Origin of the sequence: Hymenobacter busanensis (assembly GCF_008727865.1) — a bacterium.
GTDB lineage: Bacteria > Bacteroidota > Bacteroidia > Cytophagales > Hymenobacteraceae > Solirubrum > Solirubrum busanense.
Genome location: NZ_VTWU01000006.1, coordinates 175,509 through 189,213, shown reverse-complemented (window position 1 = coordinate 189,213; position 13,705 = coordinate 175,509). Strand labels below are relative to the sequence as shown.

At 59.7% G+C, this 13,705-nt stretch carries 15 protein-coding genes; 5 read left to right on the top strand and 10 right to left on the bottom strand.

The window, feature by feature from the left end; genetic code table 11:
- Window positions 1–237 precede the first annotated feature (237 nt).
- Complete coding sequence (locus tag F0P96_RS16635; RefSeq protein WP_151080052.1) at window positions 238–705, top strand: tellurite resistance TerB family protein; 468 nt, start codon at window positions 238–240, stop codon at window positions 703–705.
- A gap of 132 nt (window positions 706–837) precedes the next feature.
- Here F0P96_RS16635 and F0P96_RS16630 read toward each other — a convergent pair whose 3' ends face one another.
- The 4 genes from F0P96_RS16630 to F0P96_RS16615 all read right to left on the bottom strand — a co-directional run bounded on the left by F0P96_RS16630 (window position 838) and on the right by F0P96_RS16615 (window position 3,700).
- Window positions 838–2,046, bottom strand: a complete 1,209-nt coding sequence (locus tag F0P96_RS16630; RefSeq protein WP_151080051.1) for an aspartate aminotransferase family protein — start codon at window positions 2,044–2,046, stop codon at window positions 838–840.
- 79 nt (window positions 2,047–2,125) lie between these two features.
- Window positions 2,126–2,623 carry a hypothetical protein gene (locus tag F0P96_RS16625; protein ID WP_151080050.1) on the bottom strand — a complete coding sequence of 166 codons (498 nt, stop codon included), beginning with the start codon at window positions 2,621–2,623 and terminating at the stop codon, window positions 2,126–2,128.
- 18 nt (window positions 2,624–2,641) lie between these two features.
- On the bottom strand, window positions 2,642–3,124 hold the full coding sequence (locus tag F0P96_RS16620; RefSeq protein WP_151080049.1) for a hypothetical protein: 483 nt from the start codon (window positions 3,122–3,124) through the stop codon (window positions 2,642–2,644).
- A gap of 30 nt (window positions 3,125–3,154) precedes the next feature.
- Window positions 3,155–3,700 carry an RNA polymerase sigma factor gene (locus tag F0P96_RS16615; protein ID WP_151080048.1) on the bottom strand — a complete coding sequence of 182 codons (546 nt, stop codon included), beginning with the start codon at window positions 3,698–3,700 and terminating at the stop codon, window positions 3,155–3,157.
- Between the two features lie 201 nt (window positions 3,701–3,901).
- On the opposite strand from F0P96_RS16615, the gene F0P96_RS16610 reads away from it, so the two are divergent.
- The 4 genes from F0P96_RS16610 to F0P96_RS16595 all read left to right on the top strand — a co-directional run bounded on the left by F0P96_RS16610 (window position 3,902) and on the right by F0P96_RS16595 (window position 6,303).
- On the top strand, window positions 3,902–4,351 hold the full coding sequence (locus F0P96_RS16610) for a MarR family winged helix-turn-helix transcriptional regulator (protein WP_151080047.1): 450 nt from the start codon (window positions 3,902–3,904) through the stop codon (window positions 4,349–4,351).
- Between the two features lie 80 nt (window positions 4,352–4,431).
- On the top strand, window positions 4,432–4,863 hold the full coding sequence (locus F0P96_RS16605) for a transposase (RefSeq protein ID WP_235917503.1): 432 nt from the start codon (window positions 4,432–4,434) through the stop codon (window positions 4,861–4,863).
- Window positions 4,864–4,962: 99 nt separating this feature from the next.
- The gene (locus tag F0P96_RS16600; protein WP_201743872.1) at window positions 4,963–5,613 is read left to right on the top strand and encodes a zinc ribbon domain-containing protein; all 651 of its coding nucleotides are present in this window, start codon (window positions 4,963–4,965) and stop codon (window positions 5,611–5,613) included.
- A gap of 264 nt (window positions 5,614–5,877) precedes the next feature.
- Window positions 5,878–6,303, top strand: a complete 426-nt coding sequence (locus tag F0P96_RS16595) for a hypothetical protein (RefSeq protein ID WP_167291231.1) — start codon at window positions 5,878–5,880, stop codon at window positions 6,301–6,303.
- A gap of 179 nt (window positions 6,304–6,482) precedes the next feature.
- Here the strand turns inward: F0P96_RS16595 and F0P96_RS16590 are convergent, their stop codons facing one another.
- The 6 genes from F0P96_RS16590 to F0P96_RS16565 all read right to left on the bottom strand — a co-directional run bounded on the left by F0P96_RS16590 (window position 6,483) and on the right by F0P96_RS16565 (window position 13,703).
- Window positions 6,483–7,439: a transketolase family protein gene (locus F0P96_RS16590; protein WP_151080043.1), complete on the bottom strand. Its 957-nt coding sequence runs from the start codon at window positions 7,437–7,439 to the stop codon at window positions 6,483–6,485.
- Between the two features lie 507 nt (window positions 7,440–7,946).
- Window positions 7,947–9,353: a vWA domain-containing protein gene (locus F0P96_RS16585; RefSeq protein ID WP_151080042.1), complete on the bottom strand. Its 1,407-nt coding sequence runs from the start codon at window positions 9,351–9,353 to the stop codon at window positions 7,947–7,949.
- A 150-nt stretch (window positions 9,354–9,503) separates the two neighbouring features.
- The gene (locus tag F0P96_RS16580; protein WP_151080041.1) at window positions 9,504–10,397 is read right to left on the bottom strand and encodes a transketolase; all 894 of its coding nucleotides are present in this window, start codon (window positions 10,395–10,397) and stop codon (window positions 9,504–9,506) included.
- 128 nt (window positions 10,398–10,525) lie between these two features.
- Window positions 10,526–10,975 (bottom strand): thioredoxin-dependent thiol peroxidase, encoded by a 450-nt coding sequence (bcp, locus tag F0P96_RS16575; RefSeq protein WP_151080182.1) that lies wholly within the window; start codon window positions 10,973–10,975, stop codon window positions 10,526–10,528.
- Window positions 10,976–11,022: 47 nt separating this feature from the next.
- On the bottom strand, window positions 11,023–11,592 hold the full coding sequence (locus F0P96_RS16570; protein WP_151080040.1) for a lipocalin family protein: 570 nt from the start codon (window positions 11,590–11,592) through the stop codon (window positions 11,023–11,025).
- Between the two features lie 125 nt (window positions 11,593–11,717).
- Window positions 11,718–13,703 (bottom strand): M23 family metallopeptidase, encoded by a 1,986-nt coding sequence (locus tag F0P96_RS16565; RefSeq protein ID WP_160619901.1) that lies wholly within the window; start codon window positions 13,701–13,703, stop codon window positions 11,718–11,720.
- Window positions 13,704–13,705: the final 2 nt, after the last annotated feature.

Genomic DNA, 13,705 nt, shown 5'->3' with positions numbered 1-13,705 from the left:
AGAAACAGGGGCCGCCGCAACGTCGCGCCGCAGTGCCAAACAAGCCCGCGAGTTAGCACCATTCAGGGAAATATGGAGGATGGGCCGGCATTTTTTTTGCGGCCCGCGTATTGATTGTTGTGGACGAAAAGATATCTTAACAGCGTCTGCAACGGCGCCCAACGGCTTTCGTAGGCAGTTGCATCCCGCCCCGATTCAACGTCCGCTTACCCCTCACCGTTTTTCCCTGCCCGACTTATGTTTGGTTTTTTCGAAAGCGAGCAAAACAAAAAGGTTCGTAGCCACATCCAAAACCTGGCTTCTCTGGCTCGCGTTGATGGACACATCGACGAACGGGAAATGAACTTTCTGGTGGCCGTAGGCAAGAAAAACGGCCTGAGCGCCAGCGACGTGCGCGGCGTGGTAGCCAACACCAGCCAAGCTCTGCTCGCCCTGCCCGACAACGACTCGGAGCGCTTCGACCAGATTTTCGACCTCGTGGACATGATGCTGGCCGACGGCGTGGTGGACGACAACGAAATGGACTTTTGCATCGACATGGCCGAGAAGCTGGGCTTTCGCAAGGCCATTGTGGGCGTGCTCGTGCGTAAAATTTCAATGGGCGTGCGCGACGGTTTGCCCCGTGAGCAAATCAAGGAAGAGTCGCAGTCGTTCCTGAATTACCACACCAGCAGCAGCCACCCCACGCACGGGGCCGGGCTGTAAGGCCAACTGCATCGTACCATCGTCGTTCCGAGCAAAGCGGGAAACCGGGGCCGGCTGACAGCGTAGCACCGCTAGCTGTTTGGGCCGGCCACGTTCCCGCCATTGCTCGGAACGACGATTTTTTGTGGGGTGCTATTGCGCAATAGGTTGGCCGGTTACGTGTTCAATAGCACGCAACAGCGCCGCGCAGGCCCAATCTATTTCCGCTGCCGAAATGGTGAGCGGCGGGGCCAGCCGGAGAGAATTGTCGCAGAACAGAAACCAGTCCGTGAGCACGCCTTCGTGGGCCAGGGCATGGTCGATGATGGGCTTGAGCACGGCGTAGGAGTCGAATTCGACGGCCATCAGCAAGCCCAGGCCGCGCACACCCCGAATGGCCGGGTGCACCAGTTGGCTGCGGAACCGGGCCGCTTTGGCGGCCACATCGGCCAGCAAGCCTTCGTCCTGAATGACGCGCAGCGTAGCCAGTGCCGCCGCGCACGACACCGGGTGCCCGCCAAACGTGGTGAGGTGGCCCAGCACAGGGTCCGATTTGAAGCCGTGCATCATGGCTTGAGGCGCAATGAAAGCGCCGATGGGCATGCCGCCGCCCATACCCTTGGCACAGAGCAGGATATCGGGCGCAATGCCGAATTGCTCAAAGGCCCAAAAGGTGCCGGTGCGCCCAAAGCCGCACTGTATTTCGTCCAGAATGAGCAGCGCGCCCACTTCGGTGCAGCGGCGGCGCAGGTGCTGCAAGTAGTCGTTTTCGGGCACGCGAATACCGGCTTCGCCCTGCACCGTTTCGACGATGACGGCTGCCGTACGCTCGGTAATCTGCGCCAAGTCTTCCGTCGCATTGTAGCGAATGTGGCGCACGTCGGGCAGCAGGGGGCGGAAGCTGCGCTTGAAGTTTTCGGAGCCGCTGACGGACAGGGCGCCCTGCGTGGAGCCGTGGTAGGCGTTCAGGCAGCTCACCAGCTCGGTGCGGCCGGTGTGGCGCTTGGCCAGTTTCAGGGCGCCCTCCACGGCCTCGGTGCCGGAGTTGACGAGGTACACATTGTCGAGGTGGGCGGGCAGGGTGTGGTGCAAGGCGTGGGCCAGTTCGGCTTGTGGCGTTTGCACCAGTTCGCCGTACACCATCAGGTGCAGGTACTTATCGAGCTGCTGCTGAATGGCGGCCAGCACGCGCGGGTGGCGGTGCCCCACGTTGCTTACGCCAATGCCCGAAATCAAATCGAGGTAGCGCTGACCAGCGGGGCCGTACATCCACACGCCCTCGGCCCGCTCTACTTCGAGCAGAAGGGGCGTGTCGGAGGTTTGAGCTTGGTGGCGCAGGAAGAGTTGGCGGGGCGTAAGCATGGCGCAAAAGTACCGCCATCGGGCACAAAAAAGCCCGCCAATGCGGCGGGCTTTTCGAAAACCGGCAACAGCAGTCGGACTACTGTTCAATCGATTTGCTCATGGCAGGGCGGCCATCCAAGCGCTTCAGCAACTCTTTGGTGAAGTCGCGCTCGGCTTGGTAGAGCAGGGCCACCTGGCGCAGCGTGATGACCTTCTGAAACTTGTCGAGGTATTCCTTCTCCAAGTTCAGCTCGCTCTGGCGCATGGCAAACTGGTTGTTGATGGACTCGCGCAGGTCTTTGTCGCTCATGGTGGCCACGTCTTGGTTGCGCATCTCGCCACGGGCCTGCTTGCGCAGGCTGCGGCGCTTGTCGGTAAACTCGTTGTAGAGCGGCCAGAACCGTTGCGACTGGTCGGTGGTGAGGGCCAGTTTTTCGGTGATGTAGGCCACGCGAGCAGCTTCGAGGCGCTCGGAGCGCGGGTGGCCGCCGCCGTGCTGTTGGGCCTGGGCTGCGCCAAAACTCAGCAAGGCGAGCAGCAACGCCCATGCCACGTGCGGCAACGGGCGACGGATAGAAAAGAGTGGAGTAGACATGGGAAGGAGCAGGGAAACTTATAGGTAAACGTCTTCGGTGGGCTGTTCGTCGAGGGCAGCCTGAATGTCGGCTGGCGAACCGGGCAGGAAGACGTGCGTCAAATCCTGGTCGGCCACGGCGGTTTCGGCCAGGTCGGTGAGGGCCACTTGCGGCGCGGCGTCGGAAGTCAGGTACTGCACCAGTTCGGCGCGGGGCACGGCGGCCAGGGCCTGGGAGGCCGAGGCACGTTGCACTGCCACCGGGTGGGAAAAAGTCAGCGGGTCGTTGGTGAGCCAAAACGCCCCCACAAAGCCCAGCAGTACCACAACGGAAGCCAGGGCCGTGCGCAGCGGCGCCGGCCAAGCCAGCAGCCAGCCAAATGCCGGCAGGCTTTCGGCCTGCGGGGCCGGCTGCACGCGCTGCATGATGCGCAGCGGGAGTTTATCGAAATAGGCGTCGGGCGGCGGGGCCAGCGGCTGGGGGCGCCGCGGGTGCTCGTCCAAGCGGAAAGGCGTTTTCATATGCATTGGAGGCGGCCGGGGCCGCGAAGTTTAATCGGGAGCTTCGTTTACGTACTGCTCAATTTTCTTGGCCGCGTGGTGGTACGACGCTTTCAGCGCCCCTACGCTGGTGCCGGTTACTTCGGCCATCTGCTCGTAGGGCATTTCGTCGTAGTAGCGCAGGTTAAACACGAGGCGCTGCTTGTCGGGCAGGCGCAGAATGGCTTGCTGAAGCTTTTTCTCCACCGCGTCACCGGTCAGGCTTTCGTCGGCCTCCAGCTTCTGGGCCAGCTCGGCACTCACGTCGTTGATGGGCAGAAAAAACTTACGCCGCTTGCTCTGCAGAAAGTTCAGGCATTCGTTGGTGGCAATGCGGTAAATCCAGGTGTAGAGGGAGGCATCCTGCCGAAAGTTCTCCAGATGCTTCCACACCTTGATGAACACCTCCTGCACCAGGTCGTCGGCGTCGTCGTGGTCGACCACCATCTTGCGCACGTGCCAATACACCTTCGTCTGGTACTTGCGCACCAGTTGGTTGAAAGCGAGGTTGCGGCTGCTGGGGTCGCCGAACTTGGCGAGTATCTCCTGGTCTTCCAAGCAGGGGAGTGGGTAGGGGTGGAGGCGGGTAGCGCAAGGGCTTAGATGACCCCACCAATGCAGGGTTTAATACCCGCGCCGAAACTAGCGGGTGCAAGGCATTATTTGCTGAGCATCAAGCAGCAATTTTCAAACTTGCTTTTATCTTTGCTGATAAGATAATTGGCACAAAAAGATAAATAGACTTCAGAAACAAGCACCATGCGCAACATCGAGCATTTCCGCGCAATCAGCCGGCGCTATTCGGATGCCTCCATCCTGATGCACGAAGCCATTGCCCGCAAAGCCGGCCTGTCGGGCACCGACCACAAGTACCTGGGGCTGATTATGCAGCGAGGAGAGCTGACGGCGGGCGAGCTGGCGAAAATCACGGGGTTGACCACCGGAGCGGTAACGGGCCTGATCGACCGGCTGGAGAAAAAAGACTTGGTCAGACGGCAGTTCGATAGCACCGACCGCCGCAAGGTCATCATTGTGCCCAACACCGAAAATGCCCTCCGGCTATTGACGCCTCTTTTCGCCGGCCTGCAGGAAGAAACCTCCAAGCTGATAGCCTCCTTTTCGGAGCGTGAAATCGAGGTAATCGAGCGGTATTTCCAGGCGGCTATTGCCCTGATGACCGAAACCACCGAACGCATCAACGCACAATAACCACGATGGAAAACGTCACGACGGACTACCTCGTCAGGGCCGAAATATGGCTTTGCGTCACTACGCTGGTGTACTTTCTGATGAACGGCGCCCAGGTATTCGAAACCATTGTGTTCGTGCCAAAATGGGCGGCCAGCCCGCCCGAAACGCTCGGCCTGCTGGCCGACAAAAACGGGGTGAGCCTAAAAACTTTTTGGATTGCATTTCATTCCCTGCACGAAGTGGCGTTTATGCTCGCCATTGCGTTCTGCTGGCAGTTGGATTTCGTGCGCAACTGGCTGTTGGTGTTGTTTGCCGTGCACTTCGCCGTAAGGGTTTGGACGATTGTGTATTTCGCGCCGAACATCATGGCCTTTGAGCGCATTGCCACCGCCGAAGGAGCGGATGCCCGTAGCGAATTGGGGCGCCGCGCCGCGCATTGGCAAACCCTGAACTATGTGCGAGTAGCTATATTTATCGCCGTGTCAATAGCTCTGGTGCCATTGTGCATCGAAGTACTTCGCCTCCGATAACGCCCTGCCGGCCTCAATGGCGGGCCTCACATCTACATGCTATTGCCAGCGCCGACAAGCAGTAGTGATATTTACGTCCGCACCTTCATACCGCGCACCGTGAGCAACCTGATTCAGTTCGTCGCCAACCAAGACGACCTTTCCACCGACAAAGGCTTCCAGTTTAAGTTTTACTGCGACAAGTGCCGCAACGGCCATATGTCCCGGTTTCAGCCGAACAGCGTGGGCATTGCCGGTGAACTGATGCGTGCCGCTGGCAGCCTCTTCGGCGGCTACTTCTCCGATGCCGGCAACGCTGCCTACCACGTGCAGCGCGCCATCGGCGGCAAAGCCCACGACGAAGCCCTGGAAAAGGCCGTGCAGGAAGGCAAACAGTACTTCAAGCAGTGCACCCGCTGCGGCCACTGGGTGTGCCCCGATGTGTGCTGGAACAGCAAGGCCGGCCTCTGCGAAGACTGCGCCCCCGACGAGCACGAAGAACTGGCCGCGCAACAGTCGCAGGCCGCCCGCGAGCAGATTTACACCAAAACCCGCGAGCAGAACTACACCAAGGACCTGGACTTCACCAACCGCGCCGGTATTGTGCAGTGCACCAGCTGCAACGCCAAGCTCAACCCCGGCCAGAAGTTCTGCCCCGAGTGCGGCACGCCCAACGCAGCGGCCCAGGCCAAGGAGAAATTCTGCGGCGACTGCGGCGCCTCGATGAAGCCCGAGCAGCGGTTCTGCGCTGAGTGCGGTGCGAAGAACTAGCGGTTCATCAGAAAATGGTAAGTACTTCCCAAAACCCAGTTGAGCAGACAACGCCGGTTCACAAATCCGGCCATTAATGGAGTATTCCAATGACTGACATTAATCTATTATTAGATAATGTCATAATAATTGTAAAATATCAAATACATACTGGTTGTATTGCTGCTGCGGGTTATTAACGCCGGGTGAAAGGCATTTGAATGTTATATGATTTGAGCGCGAAATAAAAAAAAGAATCAATAAACTTTGAACGTGAAGAAAAATATGCAACAACCTGCTCAGAATGACATCGACACGCTCTTGGAAAAAGCCAAGACAAGCGGAAGCAAGGAAGATTTATCCGAGCTATGGAAGGCGGCACTTAATCTTCCACAGTGGCATTTTATTACCAAGCATACCGAGAGACTAGAAGATAGGAAGCCATTTGTTGGAGTCATGGATAATAAAGGATGGGTATTTGTATTTACCGACCGACAAAAGGCTCACGAATACGGAAAAGCCATAAAAGATGGAGGGTTTGTTGATGCCGAAGGGAATCTAATGGTTATATCCATGGGTATTGAAGGCGCTATTGATTATGTTATGGACTTGTTTACGAAAGGGGTTTATGGCATGAGAATGAATGAGCTGAACGGCTGGTTTTCACCAATTGCTAACTTGCCAGCTATAATTAAGCATGTAAGACAATAAGTGGATAAAGTCACCATGAATTAACGCTTTGTCGAAATAGACAACATGTGATATGACTTGCTGCAATTGGCAGTTGAAATAATGCCTGCCAAATCCACCGTGCTGATTCCAAATAATGCCGATATAAAAAAGCCCCCGCAACTTGAAGCTGCGGGGGCTTTTAACATTTAGAGTAGATACTATTTCCGACGCTTTATTACCGCTTCCACGGCTTTCACAACGTCGTGCTCGGTCAGGCCGTATTTCTCCATCAGCTGGTCGGGCGTGCCCGATTCGCCGAAGGAGTCGTCGATGGCTACCATTTCCAGGGGCAGCGGCTCGTGGCGGGCCAGCAGCTGAGCCACGGCGTCGCCGAGGCCGCCGTTCATCTGGTGCTCTTCGGCCGTTACCACGCAGCCGGTTTTGCGGGCCGAGGCGAGGATGGCCTCCGCGTCGAGCGGCTTGATGGTGTGAATGTTGATGATTTCGGCGTTGATGCCTTTGGCCTCCAGGAGCTTGCCGGCCAGAATGGCCTTCCACACCAAGTGGCCGGTGGCGAAGATGCTCACGTCGGTGCCTTCGTTCAGCATCACGGCCTTGCCAATCTCAAACGTTTGGTCGGCGGGCGTGAAGTTGGGCACCACCGGGCGACCGAAGCGTAAGTACACCGGGCCTTCGTAGTCGGCAATGGCAATGGTGGCAGCTTTGGTCTGGTTGAAGTCGCAGGGGTTGATGACCGTCATGTGCGGCAGCATCTTCATCATGCCCACGTCTTCCAGAATCTGGTGCGTGGCGCCGTCTTCACCCAGCGTCACGCCGGCGTGCGAGGCGCAGATTTTCACGTTTTTGCCCGAGTAGGCAATGCTCTGGCGAATCTGGTCGTAGACGCGGCCGGTCGAGAAGTTGGCGAAGGTGCCCGTGAAGGGAATCTTGCCCCCGATGGTCATGCCGGCGGCCAAGCCCATCATGTTGGCCTCGGCAATACCTACCTGGAAAAACCGCTCGGGGAAGTCCTTCTTGAAGGCGTCCATCTTGAGCGAGCCGGTGAGGTCGGCGCAGAGGGCCACCACATTGGGGTTGGTTTTGCCCAGCTCGTGCAGGCCGGCGCCGAAGCCCGAGCGGGTGTCTTTGGATTCGGTGTAGGGGAAATCTTTCATGTATGAAGGGAGGAGAGTTTTCTGGTTAGAAGTGGATTCGGTCGCGGTTGCAGTAGCCTCTGGTGCCATGATTGATGCACCCCTGCGGGCGTTTGCGAGAGGCCAAGTTCTCTGGAATACCGTCGCCGTATACCATTTCCAGCGTTTGATCAGCCCGATTGCACTTGGGGCAAATCCAATGGCCTAGCACATTTTTGCGGAGTTTGAGCGGGTATGTAATTTTAATATTAGACGCACCAACCAGACTTGAGCCAATGTAGAGTGTATCGGTATTGGGTCCTCGGTTTATGTAGAGCTCGTACTTATAAGTGCTAGCAGTCAGGTCACACAATTCAAAATCGAATGACTTAGGAGCTTTGATTAGCAATGATTTTACTTGGTTAGAATTTACTGATTTGGAAATCAGAACCCCGTAGGCAAGGTCTGCTTCTGTATTAATTCGCCCTTTGATACATTCAGCTTTTATAGGCTGAACAAGCATAATAAGAAGAGGAATTAGATACATGTTCATTTCCCAAAAATGCTAACTGACGTCGTCTGCCCGCTCCGAATGGTGAACGTGCGCGCATCGGTGAACTTGCTGCCGGTGGCCGTGGCGGTGCGGAACACCAGACGGTAGGTGCCCGGCTGCATCGGCAGGTTGATTTTCGACGAGCCGCCGTCGGGCAGGTTGTACACCCAGGTTTGCGAATCGTCCTGATTGAGGCGGTAGATGCTGCCGTAGCCTTTCAGGTCGCTGATAATGTTGAGCGTGCCGGGCGCGTCGTAGGTCACCACCGTTTCCTGGCCCTGCTTGATGCTGATGCGTCGCACGATACGCGGCAGGGTCAGGATTTCCACCTCGTAGTTGCCGGCCAGCAGCTTTTGCTTGCCCCCAAAAGCGCGAGCCACCACCGTGGCCGGGCTGGCCTGGGCGCGCACCACGGCCTGCACCGTGCCGTAGGGGTTGGGCGTGAGCTGCGGATTCTGCAGGTTGAGCGTGCCCTGCGGCGTTTTGTAAGTCAGCACGTTGGCCTTACCGGGCTTGATGGCGAGGTTCTGCTGGCGCACCGGCGGCACAGTGTTGATGACGAGGTCGTAGCTCTGCAGCGCGTCCACGTCGAGCACGTCGGGCTGGCCTTTGGCGTCGCGGTAGTGCACGTAGTTGTACTCCGGCTGCTCGGTCACGTTGTTGATGAACGTCATGTTCACGTTCGTCTCCACCGGGCGGCCGTTCTCGTCGGTCAGGTTCACCGACACCGTCGTCTTGGCCAGGGTTTGGGCAATGACGTCGTTGAGAATGGTGCGGAAGGTCTTCACCTCGGCCGCGTTGTAGTACTGCCCGAGGCATTCGAGCTGCTTGCCAAACTCCCGCTCAGCCCCGATACCAATGACGAACGGCTTCAGAAACACGCGCTTGCGCTGCAGCGCCACCGAAGTAGCGCACGGGTCGCCCTTGCACGATTCCAGCCCGTCGGTAATCAGAATGAGCACGTTGCGTGCGGTTTTGTCGGCCGGAAAGTCGGCGGCCGATTGCAGCAGGGAGTAGGTGATGGGTGTGTTGCCTTTGGGCTCAATCTGCTTGAGCTTATCCTTGATAGGGCCGGCGTTTTTGCGCGCAAACGGCACTTCCAGCCGCGAATCTTCGCAGTTGTTTTCGTCCTTGTCGTGCAGGTGGCCGTAGGCGCGCAGGCCCAGTTCCAGGTTGGGGTAGGCGTTGAGCGAATCGACCATCTTAGCTAGCAGCGCCTTGGCCACCTCCATGCGTGGCTTGCCTTCCCAGGGCGCATTCATCGAGCCCGAAGCGTCGAGCAGAAACAGGATGCGCGTGACGCGGGGCTTTTCCGGGGCGGTGCTCGGCTGGGCACGCGCGGGCGCAGCCAGTAGCCCAAAGGCAACCAGCACAGCAAACAATACGCGCCCGAAAGGAATCATGGAGAATGCAAAAGGGTGTGGCATAAGCGGCTGAGGGCGTAGCAAGGCGTGTGGGCCGGGGCCGAAACGGTTATTCGACTCCCGACCACACTTCGGTTGCTAACGCGCCAGAGTCCCAAAACTTACGCCGCGAAAAATCAGCAGCGCCGCTTAGTAGTCAGAGTTTTCCTTGACCTCCAGCTGCTGCAAGGCTTTTTCCAGCTGCTCGTCGTTCGGGGCCACGCCGTGCCACTTGTGGCTGCCCATCATGAAGTCGACGCCGTAGCCCATCTGCGTGTCCATCAGCACCATCACGGGCTTGCCTTGGCCGGTCAGCGACTGGGCTTCTTCCAACGCGGGGAGCAGGGTTTCGAACTGGTTGCCATCAGCTTCCAGCACCTTCCAGCCAAAGGCTTCGAACTTGGCGCGCAGGTCGCCGAGGCCGCCGATTTCATCGGTCGAGCCATCAATCTGCTGGCCATTGCGGTCAACAAAAGCAATAAGGTTGTCGATTTTGTGGTGAGCAGCGTACAGAGCAGCTTCCCACACCTGGCCTTCTTCCAGCTCACCGTCCCCCATCAGCACAAACACGGTGCGGTCGTCGCCGTTGAGCTTTTTGGCTTGCGCGGCACCGGCGGCCACGCTCAGGCCCTGGCCCAACGAGCCCGAGGCAATGCGCACACCGGGCAGGTACTCGTGGGTGGCGGGGTGGCCTTGCAGGCGCGAGTTCAGTTTGCGGAAGGTGCTCAGCTCGCTCACCGGGAAGTAGCCCGAGCGGGCCAGCACCGAGTAGAACACCGGCGAAATGTGCCCGTTGGAGAGGAAAAACAGGTCCTGGCCGGTACCGTTCATGTCGAAGGGCGCGGGCGTGTGCTTCATCACCTTGAAGTACAGGGCCACCAGCAAGTCAGTGCAGCCGAGCGAGCCGCCGGGGTGACCCGAATTGACGGCGTGAACCATGCGCACGATGTCGCGGCGTACTTGGCTGGCAATCTGCTTCAGCTCGTCTACCGACTCCACTTGGGGCGCGGCCTTGGCTTCAACGGGTTGGGAAAAATGATGCATATAAAGAGGAAAGGAGTTGCAAAGAGAAAGCGACGCACCCGGCAGGGGCGGGGTAAAATTCGGCATTCGGCGCGGGGCCACCAAAAACAAAACCGGCGGGCCTGAAGCAGGACCGCCGGCGGCTCGGGCTATTTCAGCAGTTGAGCGGCGTGTTCCTTGGTGTCGGGGCGGCGAATGATTCGCTCTATTTTCCCTTCGGCGTCGATGAGAAAGGTAGTTCGGACAGTGCCCCAATAGGTTTTGCCGTAGTTTTTCTTTTCCTGCCACACGTCGTAGGCTTCTACCAGTTTGCGGTCGGGGTCGGCTAGCAGCGAGAAGGGCAGTTCGTATTTCTGGGCGAAGCGCTGGTGCGAGGCCACGTCGTCGGTGCTCACGCCGAGCACCGTTACGCCGGCGGCTTTCAGCTGGGCTTCGTTGTCGCGCAGGGAGCAGGCCTGGGCGGTGCAGCCGGGCGTGTCGTCTTTTGGGTAGAAATACAGGGCCACGCGCTGGCCGCGCAAATCGGCCAGGCGAATGGCATTACCGTGTTGGTCGAGGGCTTCGAAGGCGGGGGCGGCGTCGCCGGGTTGCAGCGTAATCATGGGCCGCAAGTTACGGGGTGCGGCCGAAACGGCCCGGGCCGCTGCTAGGGTTGGTCGGTGACGGGCTGCAAGGTGTAGATGAGCTTTTCGACGTCGAAGCCTTTCTCGCGGGCCAGTTTCACCAGGTTCTGGCGGGTGGGCAGCGGCATGTGCGGCTCACGGCTCAAAATCCAGAGGCCTTTGCGGTCGGGCGAACCGACGAGGGCATATTTGTAGTCGGCGTCGAGAAACAGAATCCAGTAGTCGCCCTCGAAAGGCCACTGAAACTGCACTTTGAGCTTGGCGTTGGTGGCCGTATCAACCACGCGGGCCACACCGCGGGCTACTTCGGTCGGGCCCTCCACGGCGCCTTTGTGGCAGGTGTTGCGCACCTCAATACGGCCGTCGGCCAGGGGGCGGTACTCGGCCGTAACGTGGGCGCAGCTGCGCTCGAAGCGCTGCGGCAGGCGGGCTATTTCGTACCAGAGGCCAGCGTAGCGGTGCAAATCCACGTGCGAAACGGTGGCCAGCGGCGGCCGCCGGCGGGCGTAGGCGTAGACGGCAGCGCCAGTGGCTACGGCGGCAAGGGCCGCGCCGAGCAGGGCGGGGCGGCGGGTTTTGGGCGGCGTTGGCATCGAAAGAGCGAAGGTGTGGGTGTGCGGAAGGTTCTACGCAAGCCGCACCCAGGCGTTACTACGACAACCGAAACGCAAAAAAGGCGAACCGAAGTCCGCCTTTTCAAGACCATACCGGTAACCGGCTACAAATTGAAGTTGATGACCTTCTCGTTGCCGGCCTGGTCGGTGATGCGCAGCGAAGCCGGGCCGCGCAGGCGCGGGCCGAGGGTATCCTGGTTTTCGGTGAACAGCGTGGAGTTTTTGTGCTCGAAGCGCAGGCGGCGCCACTGGCCCCCCACAGTAAGGGCGTAACTAGCCAGGCCCGACAGGTCGTCGCCGACTTTGAACACCAGCCCAGCCGCGCTTTTGCTGACGAGGCGGGCCGAGGGCGGAATGGTGTCGGTGAGGATGCGGAACTGGCCGAAGATGCGGGTGGCGAAGGTGATGTTTTCGCCGTCCCATCTATTGCCCTGCCAGATCTTGGCGTTGCCGCGCACCATGTACACCGCCGAGCGGGCCTTATCGACCACCGGCACGGGCGGTTTGAGCGTGACGCGCAAGGCCTCCTGAACGGGCGTGCGGGCGTTCTGGATGGTCCAGAGGCCGTCTTTGTAGCTGGTTTGCAGATACAGGGTGTCGTAGATGCTGCGCGGGGCAAAGGCTAAGCTCAGGTACTGATTGGCAAACAACTGCTCGGTACCGGCCGGAATCATGGCTTGTCGGTCGAAGCGCTGGGCAGTGCGGATGCCGGGGAAGCGGAGGGAGTCGGGCAGGCCGGCGCGCAGGTCGTAGAGGTACACGGTGCGCGACTGATCGGTGTAGCTGGCCTTGAGTTGCAGTTGGCGGCCGGTGCGCAGCAGCGTGAGGTTGGGCGCTTGGCGGGCGGTGTCGTCCACGGTCACGCGCAGAATGTTGCGCAGCACGTCGTAGCGCAAGGTGGGCTTGCGCACCGTGGCCGAGCGGGTTTGCCAGTAGGCCGGCTGTTCGCCGCGCAGCACCATGCGCAGCGGCGTGGTGTTGCCGTAGGAGTCGGCCATGCGAATCTCGACGGTGTATACCTGGCCGGGCTCCACGCGCAGCTTGCCGCGCAAGGGGCCGGTGCGATAAATGGGCAGGGTGTTGCCGTCGTCAATCCAGAGCTTTTGCAGCGTGCGGCCCGCCGACATCGTGTAATCGTAGTCGGTGAAGTGGTTCACCTGCCGGGTGTCATCGGGAAAGCCGATGCCGTTGATAAAGTGCTCGTGCCAGGGCTTGCCGTTCACCAGCACCTCCACGCGCTGCAGCCCGTTCTTGTTCCAGGCGTTGTCGAACCGGTCGAAAGCCTGCAGCAGCAGCCCCACCGTGCCGTAGGCCGGGATGGTGTCGGGCACTACAAAACCGGTGGCGGGCGTGCCGGTGGGCGCGAAGAGGCGCTTCTCGAAGCGGCCCTGCACGCGGGCGTCGATGCTCAGCGGCTCCACCGCCGTCATGAGGGCTGTGGGCGGCACGTGGTCCTGAATTTCGGCGAACCCGCCCCACTGCAAGGGGTTCAGCTGGTTGTCTTTGGCGTCGCGCACTTCCCAGTGCAGGTGCGGGCCCGCCGAGCCCCCGGTATTGCCCGACAAAGCCACGACTTCACCCTTCTGCACCGGAAACTGGCCGGGCTGGAAATGCAGTTCCAGCTCGTAGGTTTGCTTTTCGTACTGGCGCTTGAGCAGCTCGGCAGCCACCGGCCCGCGGAAGTGGTTCAGGTGCCCGTACACCGTCGTCAGCCCGTTGGGGTGAGTGATATAAAGCACGTTGCCGTAGCCAAACGACGACTGCTTGAGTCGCGAGATGTAGCCCTCGGCGGCCGCGTACACGGGCCGGTCCACGCCGCCGTCGGTCTTGATGTCGAGGCCGCCGTGGAAGTGGTTCGGGCGCAACTCGCCCATGCTGGCGGCCAGCAGGTTGGGCTGGCCGGGCTTGATGGGAAACTGGAAATAGCCGCGCAAGGAGCTGTCTGCCGGAGTTTGGGCGGGTTTGGCCTTGGCGGCCGCGGGCTTGTCGGTTTTGCCGGTGTCGGTGGAGCAGGCGGGCGGCAGCGAGGCCGATATGAGCAGCAGCAGAGCGGGCGGGGCCAGCAGCCAGGAGTTCAGGGGACGTTTCAACA